14 protein-coding genes and 3 tRNA genes are annotated in these 17,315 nt (G+C 70.8%); 9 read left to right on the top strand and 8 right to left on the bottom strand.

What is annotated here, in order from left to right:
* Positions 1 to 161 precede the first annotated feature (161 nt).
* The 6 genes from ACFYP0_RS31030 to ACFYP0_RS31005 all read right to left on the bottom strand — a co-directional run bounded on the left by ACFYP0_RS31030 (position 162) and on the right by ACFYP0_RS31005 (position 8,149).
* Positions 162 to 1,781, bottom strand: a complete 1,620-nt coding sequence (locus ACFYP0_RS31030) for a glycoside hydrolase family 13 protein (RefSeq protein WP_355495882.1) — start codon at positions 1,779 to 1,781, stop codon at positions 162 to 164.
* Positions 1,782 to 1,921: 140 nt separating this feature from the next.
* Positions 1,922 to 2,809: a carbohydrate ABC transporter permease gene (locus ACFYP0_RS31025; RefSeq protein WP_355495879.1), complete on the bottom strand. Its 888-nt coding sequence runs from the start codon at positions 2,807 to 2,809 to the stop codon at positions 1,922 to 1,924.
* Between the two features lie 11 nt (positions 2,810 to 2,820).
* Entirely contained in the window at positions 2,821 to 3,777 is a 957-nt protein-coding gene (locus ACFYP0_RS31020; protein WP_124821582.1) for a carbohydrate ABC transporter permease, read from the bottom strand.
* A gap of 86 nt (positions 3,778 to 3,863) precedes the next feature.
* Entirely contained in the window at positions 3,864 to 5,243 is a 1,380-nt protein-coding gene (locus tag ACFYP0_RS31015; RefSeq protein ID WP_355495876.1) for an ABC transporter substrate-binding protein, read from the bottom strand.
* Positions 5,244 to 5,576: 333 nt separating this feature from the next.
* Positions 5,577 to 6,581 carry a LacI family DNA-binding transcriptional regulator gene (locus ACFYP0_RS31010; protein ID WP_112677526.1) on the bottom strand — a complete coding sequence of 335 codons (1,005 nt, stop codon included), beginning with the start codon at positions 6,579 to 6,581 and terminating at the stop codon, positions 5,577 to 5,579.
* Positions 6,582 to 6,661: 80 nt separating this feature from the next.
* Positions 6,662 to 8,149 (bottom strand): dihydrolipoyl dehydrogenase family protein, encoded by a 1,488-nt coding sequence (locus tag ACFYP0_RS31005; RefSeq protein WP_355495873.1) that lies wholly within the window; start codon positions 8,147 to 8,149, stop codon positions 6,662 to 6,664.
* Positions 8,150 to 8,229: 80 nt separating this feature from the next.
* Between ACFYP0_RS31005 and ACFYP0_RS31000 the strand changes: the two genes are divergently transcribed.
* A complete protein-coding gene (locus ACFYP0_RS31000; RefSeq protein WP_355495871.1) occupies positions 8,230 to 9,306 on the top strand; it encodes a serine hydrolase domain-containing protein in 1,077 nt (358 codons plus the stop codon).
* Here the strand turns inward: ACFYP0_RS31000 and ACFYP0_RS30995 are convergent, their stop codons facing one another.
* Positions 9,307 to 10,632, bottom strand: coding sequence for a cryptochrome/photolyase family protein (locus tag ACFYP0_RS30995; protein WP_386998402.1), 1,326 nt, complete (start codon positions 10,630 to 10,632; stop codon positions 9,307 to 9,309).
* Positions 10,629 to 11,552, bottom strand: coding sequence for a phytoene/squalene synthase family protein (locus ACFYP0_RS30990; RefSeq protein ID WP_124861870.1), 924 nt, complete (start codon positions 11,550 to 11,552; stop codon positions 10,629 to 10,631). Before ACFYP0_RS30990 ends, ACFYP0_RS30995 begins: the two co-directional genes overlap by 4 nt.
* Before the next feature lie 65 nt (positions 11,553 to 11,617).
* Between ACFYP0_RS30990 and ACFYP0_RS30985 the strand changes: the two genes are divergently transcribed.
* The 8 genes from ACFYP0_RS30985 to ACFYP0_RS30950 all read left to right on the top strand — a co-directional run bounded on the left by ACFYP0_RS30985 (position 11,618) and on the right by ACFYP0_RS30950 (position 17,216).
* Entirely contained in the window at positions 11,618 to 12,760 is a 1,143-nt protein-coding gene (locus tag ACFYP0_RS30985) for a polyprenyl synthetase family protein (protein WP_355495862.1), read from the top strand.
* Between the two features lie 28 nt (positions 12,761 to 12,788).
* The gene (crtI, locus tag ACFYP0_RS30980; protein ID WP_355495859.1) at positions 12,789 to 14,270 is read left to right on the top strand and encodes a phytoene desaturase family protein; all 1,482 of its coding nucleotides are present in this window, start codon (positions 12,789 to 12,791) and stop codon (positions 14,268 to 14,270) included.
* The gene (gene idi / locus ACFYP0_RS30975; RefSeq protein ID WP_386998401.1) at positions 14,267 to 14,887 is read left to right on the top strand and encodes an isopentenyl-diphosphate Delta-isomerase; all 621 of its coding nucleotides are present in this window, start codon (positions 14,267 to 14,269) and stop codon (positions 14,885 to 14,887) included. The genes crtI and idi overlap by 4 nt, the downstream gene beginning before the upstream one ends.
* Positions 14,877 to 15,827, top strand: a complete 951-nt coding sequence (locus ACFYP0_RS30970; RefSeq protein ID WP_355496153.1) for a MerR family transcriptional regulator — start codon at positions 14,877 to 14,879, stop codon at positions 15,825 to 15,827. Before idi ends, ACFYP0_RS30970 begins: the two co-directional genes overlap by 11 nt.
* A gap of 75 nt (positions 15,828 to 15,902) precedes the next feature.
* Positions 15,903 to 16,685 (top strand): polysaccharide deacetylase family protein, encoded by a 783-nt coding sequence (locus ACFYP0_RS30965; protein WP_386998400.1) that lies wholly within the window; start codon positions 15,903 to 15,905, stop codon positions 16,683 to 16,685.
* Between the two features lie 154 nt (positions 16,686 to 16,839).
* Positions 16,840 to 16,912: transfer RNA gene (locus tag ACFYP0_RS30960), tRNA-Glu, on the top strand.
* A 57-nt stretch (positions 16,913 to 16,969) separates the two neighbouring features.
* Positions 16,970 to 17,043 (top strand) — tRNA-Asp (locus ACFYP0_RS30955).
* A 99-nt stretch (positions 17,044 to 17,142) separates the two neighbouring features.
* A tRNA-Phe gene (locus ACFYP0_RS30950) sits at positions 17,143 to 17,216 on the top strand.
* Positions 17,217 to 17,315 lie beyond the last annotated feature (99 nt).

Below are 17,315 nucleotides of genomic sequence, written 5' to 3'. Positions count from 1 at the left end.
GGGTGGGGGGGGGGGGCCCACCCGGGGGGGGGGGGGGGGGGGGGGGGGGCGCGGGGGGGGGGGGGGGGGGGGGGCGCCCCGGGGGGGGGGGGGGGGGGGGGGGGGGGGGGGGGGGGCGGCCGGGCCCCCCCCCCCCCCCCCCCACGGCGAGCAGAGTCAGGTCAGGCCGGGCCGTCCGCCGCGCGCGGCCCGTCGGTTGACTCGGCGGTACGCAGCCAGACCGCGGTGTCGGACGGCAGCAACCCGTCGTCGAGCGGCCCGCTGGCCAGCAGCAACTCCCCCTGAGCTGGCATCGGCACCGGCGCGGCGGACAGGTTGACCAGGCAGGTGAAGCCGCCACCGCGACTGAACGCCAGCACCCCGTCCGGGGCGGGCAACCAGGTCAGCTCACCGTCACCGAGCGCCGGGTCGGCCTTTCGGGCCTGGATCGCCGCCCGGTACAGCTCCAGCATCGAGGCCGAGTCGCCGGTCTGCGCGCTGGCTGTCCGCTCCTTCCAGTCGGCCGGCTGCGGCAGCCAGGGTGCCGCGGCACCCTCGGGGCTGAACTCGAAGGGCGGCTCGTCCCCGGCCCACGGCAGCGGTACGCGGCAGCCGTCCCGACCGGGGTCGATCCGGCCGGACCGCTCCCACATCGGGTCCTGCCGCATCGCGTACGGGATGTCCTCGACCTCGTAGAGGCCCAGTTCCTCGCCCTGGTAGACGTAGGCGGCACCGGGCAGCGACAGCGAGAGCAGCGCGGCGGCGCGGGCCCGGCGGGTGCCCAGCTCCAGGTCGGTGGGGGTGCCCTCGCGTTTGGCGGCGAAGCTGAACCGGGTGTCCGCGCGACCGTAGCGGGTGACGTGCCGGGTGACGTCGTGGTTCGAGAGCACCCAGGTGGCCGGCGCGTTGACCGGCGCGTGCGCGCTCAGTGTCCCGTCGATGCTCTCCCGCAGCGCCGCGGCGTCCCAGGCGCAGCCGAGGAAGTCGAAGTTGAACGCGGCGTGCAGCTCGTCCGGGCGCAGGTAGTTGGCGAACCGCTGCCGGTCCGGCAGCCACACCTCACCGATCAGCGCCCGGTCGGCGTACTCGTCGGCGACCCGACGCCAGCCCCGGTAGATGTCGTGCACGCCGTCGAGGTCGTGGAACGGGTGCGGCTCGTCCTCACGGACCTCGGGCAGCGTCCCGTCCTTGACCAGGAGCCCGGCCGAGTCGATCCGGATGCCGTCCACGCCCCGGTCGAACCAGAACCGCAGGATGTCCTCGAACTCCTCCCGCACCCGGGGGTGGTCCCAGTTGAAGTCCGGCTGCTGGGGGGCGAACAGGTGCAGGTACCAGTCGCCGGGGGTGCCGTCCGGGTTGGTGGTGCGGGTCCAGGTCTCGCCGCCGAACTCGCCGATCCAGTCGGTGGGTCGCTCGTCGCCGTTGGGACCCCGGCCGGGCCGGAACCAGAACAGGTCCCGTTCGGGCGCGCCGGGGCCGCCGGCGAGCGCGGCCTGGAACCAGGGGTGCGCGTCGGAGCAGTGGTTGGGCACCACGTCGACGATGGTCCGGATGCCCAGCGCATGCGCCTCCGCGATCAGCGCCTCCACCTCGGCCAGGGTGCCGAAGACCGGGTCGATGTCGCGGTAGTCGGAGACGTCGTAGCCGGCGTCCGCCATCGGGGACGGGTACCAGGGGCTGAACCAGATCGCGTCGACGCCGAGCGCGGACAGGTGGTTCAGCCGGGACCGGATGCCGGCGATGTCTCCGATGCCGTCGCCGTTACCGTCGGCGAAGCTCCGGGGATACACCTGGTAGATCACGGCTCCACGCCACCACGGACTTCTGTCAGCTGTGGACACGAGCACCTGCTTTCTGCGTCAGTACGTCGGCGGGTTCGCCGGACCTGGTCATGTGTCGGGCGAACGGTCGTTGTTCGCCGCGCGGAAGGATGCGGTGGTGGTTATCCCTTGATGCTGCCCGTGGTCAGACCGGACATGATGTTCCGTTGGAAGATCAGGAAGATGATGACCGTCGGGATCGCGGCGATGACCGACGCGGCGATCACCACGTTCATCGGTGTGCCCCCGGCGAAGGTGTAGATGCCGACGCTCACCGTCCGGGTCTCGGGCGAGGGCATGACCAGCTTCGGCCAGAGGAAGTCCTTCCACACCGCCGTCACGGCGAAGATCGAGACGACGCCGAGGATCGGACGCGACAGCGGCAGGATGATCGACCAGAGCGTACGCAGCGACGACGCCCCGTCCATGAGGGCGGCGGCCATCAGCTCCTCGGGGATCGAGTCGAAGAACCGCTTCAGCAGGAAGATGTTGAATGCGTTGGCGACCATCGGCAGCCAGATGGCGAACGGTGAGTCCAGCAGGTTGATGTGCAGGATCGGCAGGTCGAGCACCGTCACGTACTGCGGCACGATGAGGACCATCGCCGGGATCATCAGCGTCGCCAGCATCAGGCCGAGGATCGCGTTGCCGAACATCGGCCGAAGCTTGGACAACGAGTACGCCGCCGCGCTGTCGAAGACCAGTTGGAACAGCACCGCGCCGATCGCGTAGTAGAAGGTGTTGAACAGCAGCTTGGCGAGGGCCAGGTTGTTCCAGGCGTCGATGTAGTTCTGCGGCTGCGGGTCCTTCGGGAACAGCGAGGGTGGGGTCTGCGCGATCTCCTGGCCGGACTTGAGCGCGCCGGTGACCATCCAGTAGAGCGGGCCGAGGAACACGAGCGTGAACCCCGCCACGACAATGACCAGCAGCGTCCAGTAGATGACCTTGCCGCGCCCCCGGCTCAACTGGGAGTGGGAGATGAGGGTCCGGGTTCCGGAATCCTGTGCCATTCCTCGCCGTCCTAGTCCTGTTTCGCAGTCAGCCGCACGTACACGGCGGAGAAGCCGGCCAGCACCACGAGCATGATCACGCCCAGCGCGGCGGCGCCGTTGAGGTCGTTCTGGAAGAACCCGTGCTGGTAGATGAGGTACGCCACCGAGGTCGCGGAGTCCTCCGCGCCCGCACCGTTGGCGAGGATCAGGGGCTCGATGAAGAGCTGCATCGTGGCGACGATCTGGAGCATCGCCAGGAGCGCGAGGATGAGCCGGGTCTGCGGGATCGTGACGTGCACGATCCGCCGCCAGATCCCGGCGCCGTCCAGCTCGGCGGCCTCGTAGAGCTCACCGGGGATGTTCTGCAACGACGCCAGGTAGATGAGCACCGCGCCGCCCATGTTCATCCAGGTCGACGCGACCACCATGGCCGGCATCGTCATCTCGGGCGACTGCATCCACTGCGAGGTGGGCAGGTGCAGCGCCTTGAGGATCGCGTTGAAGAGCCCGGCCTCGCTGGGGTCGTACGCGTAGAACTTGAAGAGGAACAGCGCGGAGGCCGGCGGCAGCATCACCGGCAGGTAGACCAGGATCCGCAGGTACCCCTTGGCGTGGCGGAACTCGTTGAGCAGGATCGCCACGAAGAACGGCACCACGTAGCCGAGGGCGAGCGCGAGCACCGTGAAGTAGAAGGTGTTCTGCCAGGCCGTCCAGAAGCTCGGGTCGGCGATGATGCGGGAGTAGTTGTCCCAGCCCACCCAGGTGGTCTCGCCGCGCCGGGTCCGCTGGAAGCTCATGACGATGCCGCGGATCATCGGGTACCAGGAGAAGACGACGAAGCAGAGCACCGCCCCGATCAGGAACGCGTGACCGGTGAGGTTGTCCCGTACCTTGCGGCCGAGACTGGTGCGCTGCGGCCTCGCCGAGTACGGCGACGGCGGGCGGCCCGGTTTCCTGGGGGTCTCCGGGACGGTGGTGATCGCCAAGGCAACTCCTGGGTGAGTCGGTGACGTCGAGATGTGGTGCGAGTGGCGTGGGGGTCGGGTCGGCGTCCCGACCCCCACACGATCGGTCAGCTCTCGGCGGCGAGGAGCTGGTTGACCTTCTCCTCGGCGGTCTTGAGCAGCGCGTCGATGTTCGAGTTCGGGTTGGTCAGCACACCGGACATCGCTGCGTCGAGCACCGCGTAGACGGCCTGGGCGTTGCGCGGCTCACCCTTGATCGGGACCGGGGTCGCCTCGAAGAGCGCGAAGTTCGCCGTGTCGACGTTCGCGTTCGCCTTACGCAGCTCCAACTCCTGCTTCTGCGCGTCACTCCCGTTGGCGAAGAGCAGCGGCTGGGGCAGACCCACCGGGTAGTTCTGCGGCTTGGCCCGGACGTAGTCGAACTGGCCCTTGCCCGGGGTGAGCTTCTGGTACGCGACCCACTTCAAACCGGCCTTGACCTGCTCGGGAGTGAGGTCCTTCTTGAAGAAGTAGCCCTCTCCACCGCCGAGCGTCCCCTTGGCCGCGCCGTCCTGGCCGGGCAGCGGAGCCATCGCCCAGTCCTGGAACTTGCCCTGGAACTGACTGACGATGGCCTGGGTGGCGTCCGGCGCGCCGATGAACATGCCGACCTTGCCCGCGCCGGCGTTCGTCAGCAGGTCGCCCCACTGGAGCAGCTGACGGGCGCCCATGCTGTTGTCGCCGTACCGCATGTCCTTGAGGTTCTGCAGGACCTGCTTGCCCATGGGGTTGTTGAAGTCGGCCTTCTTGCCGTCCTCGCTCAGCACCTTGCCGCCCTGCGAGTAGAGCAGGGAGGTGAAGTGCCAGCCGCCGGTGTTGCCGGCGCTGTACTCCGAGTAGCCGGCGATGCCGTTGCCGAGCGCCGAGATCTTCTTGGCGGCGGCACGGACCTCGGCCCAGGTCTTGGGCGGGTTGTTCACGTCCAGCCCGGCCTGCTGGAACAGGGCCTTGTTGTAGACCAGGCCCATCGAGTAGTTCTTCACCGGAACGGCGTAGAGCTTGCCGCCGTCGGTGAAGACCTCCTTGAGCGCCGGGTCGACGCTGTCCCAGGTCGGGATCGCGTCCTTGTTGACGTGCTGACTGATGTCCATCGCCTGACCGGAGTCGAGCACCTGCTGGAGATCGGTCATGTACCCGTAGAAGACGTCGGTCACGGTGCCGCCGGCGAGGCGGGCAGTGAAGTCCGGCGGGTTGTTGCACTGCTCGCCGACGCTGACGCTCTTGATGGTGATGTCCGGGTTCTGCTTCTGGAACTCGGCGACGTCGTCGTTCCAGTTCTTCAACAGCTCTTTCTGGGCGCCGACCGGCTGGCAGTCGACCGTGATGGTGACCTTGCCGCCGGCACTCGAGCCCTTGTCGTCGCTCTTCGTGGAGCATGCCGTGAGGCTGAGCCCCAGGCCGGCCACGAGCGCAACCGCCGCAGCCTTTCGGTATTGCGGTACGGACATCTGTCCATCCCTTCGGGAACGGGTGTCTCCAATGACCTTCGCTGATCTGCGGTGATACGACCTGACGCCCAGTAGCTGCGTCGGAGCCAGGTGTGAGTGGAGTCACTGTAGCGAGGCCGACTCATTTCGGCAAGGTATCGACCCTGTTCCGAAAGGACACGACGTGATGACGACAGATGTTGGCAAAGGACTGAAAGCAGCCCGGTTTGCCGGCTATTGCTAGCTTATGGCCGTTCATTCGGCGCGGTCGATTCCGAACAGGGTGAGCAACGACGAAAACGGCCGCCGACCGCGAGAGGCGGTCGACGGCCGAAGCGTCGTTCGGTGTGGTGCCTAGCGGCCGGGGGCGGGCGCGGTGGAACCCCGCACCACCAACTCCGGCTCGAACAGCAGCTCGTCCTGAAGGACGCCGGCACCCTCGATCTGGGTGACCAGCAGATCCACGGCGGCCTGCCCCATCGTCTCGATCGGCTGCCGCACCGTGGTCAACGGCGGGTCGGTGCACGTCATGAAGGCGGAGTCGTCGAAACCCACCACCGACACGTCCGCCGGCACCGAACGGCCCAGCCGTCGGGCCGCCCGGATCGTGCCCAGCGCAAGCACGTCGCTGGCGCAGATGATGCCGGTCACGCCCCGCTCAACCAACTTCGTCGCCGCGACCCGCGCACCCTCCATCGAGAAGCTGGAACGCTCGACGCACTCGGCGTCGCCCTCGTCCCAGCCGGCAGCCTGGACCATCGCGTCGAGCTTGCGCCGCGACGGCACATGCCCCTCCGGGCCGAGCACCATGCCGATCCGTTCGTGCCCGAGCGAGCGCAGGTGCCCGTACGCCTGCTCCACCGCCACCGCGTCGTCCGTGGAGACCCGGGGAAAACCCAACTCGTCCACACCCGCGTTGACCAGCACGACCGGAAGCCCCCGGTCGGTCAGACGGCGGTAGTGGTCGTGTCGGGCGTCGGCGAGCGCGTACGAGCCACCGGCGAAGATCACCCCGGAGACCTGGTGGTCGAGGAGCATCTCCACATAGTCCATTTCGGAGACCCCGCCGATGGTCCGGGCACAGAGCGCCGGGGTGTAGCCGCGCTGGGCGAGAGTGCCGGTGACCACCTCGGCCAGCGCAGGGAAGATCGGGTTCTGCAACTCGGGCAGCACCAACCCGACCAGCCGGGCGCGTTCGCCGCGCAGCTTGGTCGGCCGCTCGTAACCGAGCACGTCCAGCGCCGTCAGCACTGCGGTGCGGGTCGCCTCGGAGACCCCGTCGCGGCCGTTGAGCACCCGGCTGACGGTGGCCTCGCTGACGCCCGCCTTCTTGGCAACTTCAGTCAACCGCTTGGTCACGGTCGCAATCGTACGTCACCTGGATGAAAGAAATGAACAGCAAAATGCGCTGCGCTTGCTGTCCTCCGGCAGGGCTGGGGTCAGGAGAGGTCGCGTAGGGCGGTTTCGATGGCCCGGTGGAAGGTCGGGTACGCGTAGATCATGTGTCGGAGCTGACTCAGCGGCACCGCCGCGTGCACCGCCACCACCAGCGCGGACAGCACCTCGCCGCCGGCCGGGCCGGCCGAGGTCGCGCCGATCAGCACGCCCTGGTCGGCGTCCGCCAGGACCTTGATGAAGCCGTCGTCGCCGACCCGGTGGATCCAGCCCCGGGTCGAACTGCTCAGTGCGGTGAAACCCACCTGCACGTTGATGCCGCGTTCGCGGGCCTGCTGCTCCGTGAGCCCGACCGCGCCGATCTCGGGATCGGTGAAGGTCACCCGGGGCAGCGCGCGGTAGTCGGCTCGCGGGATGGTGCCGGCCGACCCGCTCGATCCGCTGGCGGCCAGCGAACTGGACGCGCCCATCGCTCCGCCGACCACGCTGGAGGTGCCGCTGGCGTCCGCGCCCGCCTTCGCCTGCCGGGCGCGGCCCAGGATGTCGGCGACCACGATCCCCGCCTGGTACATGGCGATGTGCGTGAAGGCACCCTCACCGGTGATGTCGCCGACTGCCCAGACGTGGTCGGTGACGTGCAGACGGTCGTCGACCGGGAGGTAACGCTGGCTGGCGTCCAGGCCGATCGTGTCCAGGCCCAGCTCGGCGAGGTGGGCCTTGCGTCCGGTCACCACCAGCAGCCGGTCGGCGGTGAACTCCGCGCCGCCACCACCGTGCAGGGTGAATCTGGTCCCGTCGTGCTCGACCCGTTCGGCGCGTACCCCGGTGTGGATCTCCACGCCGTCGGCGCGCAGCGCCGCGGCGGCGACCTCGGACGCCTCGGGTTCCTCGATGGCCAGCACCCGGTCGAGCGCCTCGACCACTGTGACCCGGACCCCGAAGCGGGCGAAGACCTGCGCCAACTCCAGGCCGATCGCGCCGCCACCCAGCACGAGCAGCGACTCCGGCAGCTCCTCGACCTCGATCGCCTGGTGGTTGGTCCAGTACGGCGTGTCGGCCAGGCCGTCGATCGGCGGCACCGACGGCCGGGTACCGGTGCCCAGCACCACCCCGTGTCGGGCCTCGAACACCTGGTCACCGACGCGGACCCGGCGCGGGCCGTCGAGCCGGCCGCTGCCCCGCACGAGTTGGCCGCCCTTGCCGACGAACCGCTCCGCCGCGACCGTGTCGTCCCAGGTGTCGGTGGCTTCCTCGCGGATCCGCTTCGCCACCGGCGCCCAGTCCGGCTGGACCTGCGCCGTCCCGGCGAGCCCGTCGACCCGGCGAGCCTCGGCGAGCGCGTTGGCCGCTCTGATCATCATCTTGCTCGGGATACAGCCCCAGTACGGGCACTCCCCGCCGACGAGACCCCGTTCGACGCCGACGACGCTCAGGCCGGCCTCGGCGAGCCGCTCGGCCACCTCCTCGCCGCCGACCCCGAGCCCGACCACGACCACATCCACCAGCTCCGGTTCCGCCACACCGAACAGCATCCCCCAGCGGCACCACCCCAACCACCGGGGTCGGCTGAAATGTCGGCGCGCGCACCAGCCCGGACGCCTACCGTGGCCGGATGCACGCACGCTTCGCTCCGGTCCGGGACTGCTTCCACGACCTGCTCGCCTCCGGCCGGGAAACCGGCGCCGCCCTGACCATCTGGTACGACGGGCAGCCGGTCGTGGACCTGACCGGTGGCTCCCGCAGCGGCCACGGGCCGGGCGGCGAACCGTGGCTGCCGGACTCGCTGGTGAACGTCTACTCGGTCGGCAAGCCGGTGGCCGCGCTCTGCCTGTTGCTCCTCGTCGACCGGGGCACCGTCGATCTCGACGCGCCAGTGGACCGGTACTGGCCGGAGTTCCACACTCCCGCCACAGTGCGTCAGGTGTTGTCGCACACCGCCGGGCTGCCGGCCTTCCCGGTGCCCCGACCGGCCGCCGCGATCGCCGACTGGGCGCTGCTCACCGGCGACCTGGCCGCCGCCGACCCCGAGTGGGCGCCGGGCACTGTCGCCGGGGAACACGCCTGGTCGTACGGGCACCTGGTGGGCGAGGTGGTCCGCCGCGTCGACGGGCGGTCGGTGGGCCGTTTCCTGGCCGAGGAGATCGCCGACCGGTGGCAACTCGATCTCGCCTTCGGGTTGACCGAGGCGGACCAGTTGCGCTGCGCGGACCTGCGGTACGGCGACCCGGGGTGGCCGACCCGGGCACTCGGTGAGCCGGGCTCGCTGCGGGCCCGGGCGCTGGGCAACCCGGCCGGCGGGCTGGACCTGGCCGTGCTGAACAGTCCGCTGTGGCGGGGCGCCGAGATACCGGCCGTCAACCTGCACGCCACCGCTCGCAGCCTGGCCCGGCTCTACGCCGGCCTGCTGGCCGGTGGTGTCCTGGACGGGGTTCGACTGTTCAGCCCGGAGCTGGTCGCGGAGGCGACCCGGGTCCAGTACGACGGGCCGGACCTGGTGTTGGATCGCGACGCCCGCTGGACGTTGGGTATGCAATGGGAGCCGGACGGCAGCTGGGGCATGGGCGGCATCGGCGGCAGCAGCGCGTGGGCCGACCCCGAGCGCGGCTACACCTTCGCGTACGCCACGGCGCACCTCGCCGAGCACGACCGGGTGGACGAGCTGGTCGAGGTGTTGCACTCGGTGCTCTGATCAACGCAGCCAGACGGGGTCGGTGCCGGGCACCGAGAGGGGCGGTGGGTAGTCGAGCGTCTGGCGCAGGGCCTCGGGCAGCCGCCACGGTTGGTGGATGGCCTTGCCCTGCACCGCGGCCAGCTCCGGCACCCACCGGCGCACGTAGTCGCCGTCCGGGTCGTACCGTTCGGCCTGCCGGACCGGGTTGAACCCCCGGTAGGGCTTCGTGTCGTTGCCGGTGCCGGCGACCCACTGCCAGTTGCCGGAGTTGTTCGCCACGTCCCCGTCGAGCAGCCAGCGGAAGAACACCGCCACCCCGGACCGCCAGTCCTGCCCGAGGTGCTTGGTCAGGTAACCGGCGGTGATCAGCCGGGCCCGGTTGTGCATCCAGCCCTGTGCCAGCATCTGCCGCATCCCGGCGTCGACGATCGGCATCCCGGTGCGTCCCTCCGTCCAGGCCGCCAACGCGTCGTCGTCGTAGCGCCACTGCTCGGCGGCACCCCGCCGATAGGCCGCGGCCGAGATCTCCGGGAAGGCGGCGGTGACCTGGTAGTAGAAGTCCCGCCAGCAGAGCTGCCGGACGAACGGGCCGGACCGGTCCCCGGCGCGGTTCGCCACCACCAGCGGCGACACGCAGCCGAAGCGCAGGTACGGGCTGAGTCGGGAGGTGTCGTCGCCGGCCATGTCGTCGTGCTGATCGCCGTACCGGGTCAGGTCGGGCAACCAGTCGGCGAGCCGCGCCTGGGCGATCCGCTCGCCGCCGACGGCCGCTTCCGGCGAGTCGCCGGCTGGCAGCGCCGGCAGCCGGCCCACGCGTACCTGATCGGGGAGCGCGATCCGGCGCGGCGCGGCCAACTCCTCGCGCCACCGGTTGGCGGCCCAGGCCCGGTGGTACGGGCTGAACACCCGGTAGTGGTCGCCGCCGCCACCGGGCCGCAACGCGCCCGGCTCGACCACTGTCAACCCGGGAAACAGTCGCAGGTGCAGCCGGTGCCGCTCGCACTCGGCGCGTAGTCGCCGCTCCCGGCGGCCGGCGTAGTGGCTGACGTCGGCCGAGAGCGCGACGGCGCTGGCCCCGACCTCGTCGGCCAGCCGGATCGTCTCGGCCACCGGGTCGCCGTGCCGGACCACCAGGTCGCCACCACGCTCACGGAGTTGGTCGCGCAGGTCGGCGAGGGCCTGGTGCAGGAAGCGGGTGCGGTTGGCGGAGAGGTCGGCCAGCGCCGGGTCGAGCACGTACAGCGGTACCACCCGGTCGAAGGCCGCACAGGTGGTGGCCAGCGCCGGGTGGTCGTGCACCCGCAGGTCGCGGGTGAGGAGCACGATCGCCGTGCTCGCGGTCACCGGCTCTCCGGCTGGATCGTCGGCCCGGGGATGACGACCGGCGTACCGGTCGAGCTGAGCAGGGCCCGCGCGGCCACCGCCATCCGTCGCCGCTGCGGCACCAGGGCCCGCCGGGCGAAGACGTCGTAGTCCTGCGCGGCCACCTCGTCGAGGATGCCGCCGTAGAGGGCGTACGCGGTGCGCATGCAGGCCTGCGAGGCGGGCGCCAGCATGGTGATACCCGGTGCGGCGGCGGCGTAGTGGGCCTGGGCGCGGGTCACCTCGTACTCGATCAGCTCGCGGATCCGGGGGGTGACGCGGCCCCGGGCGCGGGCCTCGGCCAACTCCTCGCGGGTGACCCCGAACTTCGCCATGTCCTCGTCCGGCAGGTAGGTGCGGCCCCGGTCGAGGTCCTCGGCGACGTCCCGGATGAAGTTGGTGAGCTGGAAGGCGAAGCCGAGTTGCCGGGCCGGCTCCCGGGCCGCCACCGGGTCGGAGCTGCCCAGGATGGGCAGCATCATGGTGCCGATGACCGCCGCCGAGCCCTCCATGTAGTCGAGCAGGTGGTCGTAGGTCGGGTACGCGGTGACGGTCAGGTCCATCGCCATGCTCTTCAGAAACGACGCAAAGTCGTCCCGGTCGAGATCGAAGACGGCGATCGTGTGCAGCACGGCCGGCAACAGTGGGTCATCGACGGGCGCGCCGTGCAGACCGGCCACGAACTGGCTGGCCCAACGGTCCAGCAGAGCGGCCCGCTCGGCCGGCGGAAGGTCCTCGGTGCGGTCGACGATCTCGTCCGCGTACCGCGTGAACCCGTAGAGGGCGTGCACATGTCGTCGTTTCCAAGCGGGGAGCAGGCGGGTGGCGAGATAGTAGGTGCGGCCGTGGCGTTTGTGCAGCTCACGGCACCGGTCATAGGCAGCGGTGAGATCAGTTTCCACCGACCCTCCTCCATTTATCGACGCACCAATCGACGCAACTCGTAGCCTAGGGTACGCTCAGCCGCATGGCCAACGACGCAGTTGCGGGCAACGTGACCCGCGTGGCGCCGACCGGGCCAGGGGACGGGGACGATCCGGTCCGCGCCGTTCTGGCTGCTTATACCCACGATCTGGTGACAGCGGTCGACGCGACCCTGGACACCTTCCTCACCGCCGAGGTCGACGCCCTCAACGACATCGACGCATCGATGGGCAGGTTCGCCGCCACCGCGCGGGAGGCTGTCCTGACCGGCGGCAAGCGGATCCGCTCCACGTTCGCCTACTGGGGGTGGCGCGGGGCCGTCGGTGGCACCGCGCCGCTGCCACCCGTGCTGCCCGCGCTGGCCGCGCTGGAGCTGATGCACACCTTCGCGCTGGTGCACGACGACGTGATGGATGCGTCCACCACCCGCCGCGGCCGGCCCACCGCGCACGTCGCGCTCGCCGAACAGCACGCCGCCGCCGGTCACCGAGGTGATCCCGGCCGGTTCGGTGAGGCCGTCGCCGTGCTCATCGGCGACCTCTGCATGGTCTGGGCCGACCAGTTGCTGGCCCACGCCTCGGTGCCGTCGACGCGCCTCTTCGAGGTGCGCCGCTGCTACGACCAGATGCGGGTCGAGACGGTCGCCGGGCAGTATCTGGACGTGCTCGGCGAGAACGACCCCGGCAGCTGGTCGGTCGACCGGGCACTACGGGTGGCTCGTTACAAGACCGCCAGCTACACCGTCCAGCGACCATTGCTCTTCGGTGCCAGCCTGGCCGGGGTGCCCGCCGACGACCCGCTGGTCTCCGCGTACACCCGCTATGGCCTGGCCGTCGGCGAAGCGTTCCAGCTCCGCGACGACCTGCTCGGCGTCTACGGCGACCCGGCGGCGACCGGCAAGCCGGCCGGGGACGACCTCCGCACCGGCAAGCCGACCACGCTGCTCATGCTGGCCCGTGAGCTGGCCACGCCGGCCCAGCTCACGGCGTTGGAGCGGGCCGCCGACGGATCGGTCGACACGCTCGCCGGGCTGGTCGCCGAGACCGGCGCGGTGACCCGGGTGGAGCAGATGATCGCCGAGCGGGTCAGCGACGCGCTGGCCGCGCTCGACGCCGCACCCGTGGACCAGACGGCGCGGACCGCGTTGACCGGTCTGGCCACCGCCGCTGCCAACCGGCGGGCCTGATGAGCGACTTGAGCAAGGAGGTGGTCCCGTGCGGACGGTGACTGGACGGACGGACCGGGTGGTGGTCGTCGGGGCCGGGCTGGGCGGGCTCGCCTGCGCGCTGCACCTGGCCGGCAGCGGTCGGCAGGTGACCGTGCTGGAGCGCGAGCCGGTGCCCGGCGGGCGGGCCGGCCGCCTCGGCGTGGACGGCTACGAGTTCGACACCGGCCCGACCGTGCTCACCATGCCCGACCTGATCGCCGAGGCGCTCGGCGCGGTCGGCGAGGAGCTGCACGACTGGCTGGACCTGACCCCGCTCGACCCCGCCTACCGGGCGTACTACCCGGACGGCTCGACGCTCGACGTGCTCACCGACACCACCCGGATGGCGGCCGAGATCTCCCGGGTCTGCGGGCCCCGGGAGGCCGACGGCTACCTGCGGTTCGTCGAGTACGCGCGAGAGCTGTGGCGGTTGGAGCGCACCGACTTCATCGAGCGCAACCTGGACGCGCCCACCGACCTGATCACCGGCAACCTGCTCAAGCTGCTCAGCGGCGGGGCCTTCCGGCGCCTCCAGACCAAGATCAACCAGTTCTTCCGGGACCCGCGTACCCAGCGGATCTTCTCCTTCCAGGCGATGTACGCCGGCCTCGCGCCGCACGACGCGCTGGCCATCTACGCGGTCATCGCGTACCTCGACTCGGTGGCCGGGGTCTACTTCCCACGCGGCGGCATCCACGCGGTCTCCAGAGCGATGGCCGGCGCGGCCGAGAAGCACGGCGTGCAGATCCGGTACGACACCACTGTGACCCGGGTGGAGACCGTGAACGGCCGCGCCACCGGCGTGGTCACCGCCGACGGCGACCTGGTGCCGGCGGACGTGGTGGTGCTCAACCCCGACCTGCCGGTCGCCTACCGGGACCTGCTCCCCGCCGCGCCGCAGCGCCGGCTCACCTACTCGCCGTCCTGCGTCGTTCTGCACGTCGGCTCCCGACAGGCCTATGCGAAGATCGCCCATCACAACATCCATTTCGGACGCGCGTGGAAGGGCACCTTCGATGAGGTCATCCGACGGGGTGAGCTGATGACCGATCCGTCGCTGCTGGTGACCAACCCGAGCCGGACCGACCCTGCGGTGGCCCCGCCGGACCGGCACACCTACTACGTGCTCGCCCCGGTGCCCAACCTGCACCGGGCGCCGTTCGAGTGGCGCGGCGACCTGACCCAGCGCTACACCGACCAGCTGATCGGCACCCTGGAGGAGCGCGGCTACGTCGGCTTCGGTGCCGGGGTCGAGGTGCTCCGGGCGATCACCCCCGCCGAGTGGGAGGAGCAGGGGATGGCCGCCGGCACCCCGTTCGCCGCCGCGCACACGCTCTTCCAGACCGGGCCGTTCCGCCCGTCCAACCTGCACCGCGACCTGTCGAACGTGGTCTTCGTCGGCTCCGGGACCCAACCCGGCGTCGGCGTACCGATGGTGCTCATCTCCGGCAAGCTCGCCGCCGGCCGGATCACCGGGGAAGGCCGATGAGCAGTCGTGAGAAGCACCTCGTCGAGCTCGTCGACGAGTCCGGCAAGGCCCACGGCGAGACGACCGTCGCGGCGGCGCACCAACCACCCGGTCAGCTGCACCGGGCCTTCTCGGTGTTGCTGGTGGACCCGGACGGCCAGGTGCTGCTCCAGCGCCGAGCCGCCGCCAAGACCCGGTTCCCGCTGCGCTGGGCCAACTCCTGCTGCGGCCACCCCCAGCCTGGCGAGTCGCTCGCCGAGGCGGCCAACCGACGGCTGAGCGAGGAGTTGGGCGCGGGCCCGGTCGAGCTGACCGAGGTCGGCATCTACGTCTACTACGCCGAGGACCCGGCGACCGGTCGGGTCGAGTTCGAGTACGACCACGTACTGCGAGGCGAGTTCCTGCCCGGCGCTCCGCTACTGCCGGACCAGGACGAAGTGGCCGAGCTGCGGTGGGCCGACCCCACCGCGCTGGAGGCCGAGTTGAAGCTCGACCCCCGGTCGTACGCGCCCTGGCTGGGCGGGGTGGTGAACCGCCTGCTACGCCCTGCGGAGTCCCGGTCGGGCGCAACCGGCCCGGCCATGACGCCGCCCGGATCGTCGGCGGATGACACGGCGGAGCGGTCGGGTGGTCGATGAGGCGCTGAGCGCGGGCGCGGTCGCACGTCGGTTGGGGGTCGCGGTGACGACCCTCCGTACCTGGCACCAGCGCTACGGGCTCGGGCCCAGCGAACACATCCCCGGTCACCATCGCCGGTACACATCCAGCGATCTGGCCCGTCTCGAGATCATGCGACGGCTCACCGCCGAGGGGGTGAGCCCCGCCGAGGCGGCCCGCTGGGCCCGCCAGGCACCGGACCCGATGCCCAACGGCGCCGGCACCGTCACCCCCGCTCACATCCTCCCGACCGGCCGTGACGGCGGCGGCTCCATCCCGGTCGGCCGTGCTGGCCCGGCGGCCCGCGGGTTGGCCCGGGCAGCCATGCGACTGGACGCGGCGGCGATCAGCGAGACGATCGCGCACACCCTGGCCGCCAGCGGGGTCGTCGCCACCTGGGAGGGCCTGCTGCGCCCGGTGCTCGCCGGCATCGGCGAACGGCACGCCGCCACCGCCGGCCTGATCGAGGTGGAGCACCTGATGTCACGCTGCGTCTCGGAGGCGCTCGCGGCGGCCAGTCGGGCCAACGTTCCCACCGGGCCGGCCCGGATCCTGCTCTCCTGCGCCGACGAGGAACAGCACACGCTGCCGCTGGAGGCGTTGGCGGCGGCTCTCGCGGAGGCCGGTGTCAGCTACCGGATGCTCGGCGCCCGGGTGCCGGTGGCCGCTCTCGTCGAGGCGGTCAACCGGACCGGACCGGCCGCCGTTGTGCTCTGGTCGCACACCCGGGCCACCGCCGACCCGACCCAACTCAGCGCGCTGCTCGCTGCCCCCCGACGCCCGTTGCTGGTGCTCGCCGCCGGCCCCGGCTGGCGAGCCGACACGCTGCCCGCCGGTGTGGTGCGGCCGATCGACCTGGCCGAGGCGGTCTCGCTCTCCGCCGCCGTCCGCGACTCCCTGGACCAGTCGAGGCGTGATTGACCGCACTGTCGCCAAATCGCGGCGTGAACTACCGTCGGGCGGGTCCGCCTACCCCGACCCTCCGGGAGCGAGCAGATGCAAGCCCGCGCCATCCTGGCGTCCGTCCTCGCCGTGGCGCTGGTCCTTTCCGGCTGTGCGCAGCCGGTGCGCACCATCGCACCCGCCGGCGCTCCACAGCCGGTGGAATCGACCAGGCCGCCCACCCCGACACCGCACCCCAGCGTCACCAAGCCGGCCAAGCCGCCGCTGCGGCCGCTGCCGGCCAAGCTCCCCTCCGGGCTGGGGCGCAACACCGGTGTACGCCCGGTGGCCCTGACGTTCGACGACGGGCCCAGCCCAGCCTGGACACCCAAGGTGCTCGACCATCTGAAGGCCGCCAAGGTGACGGCGACCTTCTGCGTCGTCGGCCGCGAGGTGCAGCGTCACCCGGAGTTGGTCCGGCGGATCGTCCGGGAGGGACACCAGCTCTGCAACCACAGCTGGCGTCACGACCTCGATCTTGCCCGTCGACCTGTCGGCGAGATCCGAGCCGACCTGGAGCGCACCAACAAGACCATCCAGAAGGCCACTCCCGGGGCGAAGGTGCCGTTCTACCGGCAGCCCGGCGGCCGATGGACGTCGGAGGTGCTCGGGGTCGCCAAGGATCTCGGCATGCGCCCGCTGCACTGGTCGGTCGACCCGCAGGACTGGGACAAGCCGACCGCGGCCACGATCGGCAAGCGAGTCCACGCCGCCACCCGGCCCGGTGCGATCGTTCTTCTGCACGACGGGGGCGGTAACCGGGCGGCGACACTCGCCGCCTGCCCGAAGTTGATCGCCGACCTGAAGCAGCGCTTCGGCATCACCCGACTCCACTAGAACCACTCTGACCTGCGGTTATGGCCCGTCCGAAGCCCTTGCCGATACCGATTTTGTCGACCGACGGAGCATCACGTATGCTTTCCAAGCCTCCGGCGGGGCCGGATGGGAGCAAGTCCGCTTGAAGTTGCGAATGTGCAATGATGGCGGGGCCGCCCTCATCGTCTAGCGGCCCAGGACGCCGCCCTTTCAAGGCGGTAGCACGGGTTCGAATCCCGTTGGGGGCACGACCGGCGCAAGCCGGAGCAAGGCAAGACCGGCGCAAGCCGGAGCAACACAAGCTAGGTCCTGTGGAGCAGTTGGAGTGCTCGCCGCCCTGTCAAGGCGGAGGTCGCGGGTTCAAGTCCCGTCAGGACCGCAGCGCTGACGCCGCGCCTCGCGCGGCGTTCTGCGTATCGGAGCAGGTCGCCTTGCCGCCGGTTCGTCCGGTTGCCGGGTAACATGAGCCGAGCGACACGGCCAGGTAGCTCAGTTGGTACGAGCGTCCGACTGAAAATCGGAAGGTCGGCGGTTCGACCCCGCCCCTGGCCACATAGCCTTTCGCCGGGCTACAGAGGTCCCCGCCAGCGGAAACGCAGGTGGGGATCTTGCTTTTGCGGGTCGCTTTCAGTGACGGCCGCACCCACCGCT

The organism is Micromonospora arida, assembly GCF_042873195.1.
In the GTDB taxonomy this organism is placed as follows: domain Bacteria; phylum Actinomycetota; class Actinomycetes; order Mycobacteriales; family Micromonosporaceae; genus Micromonospora; species Micromonospora arida.
Note: the sequence above shows the minus strand (reverse complement) of the source record. Positions and strands in the feature narration are given on the sequence as shown.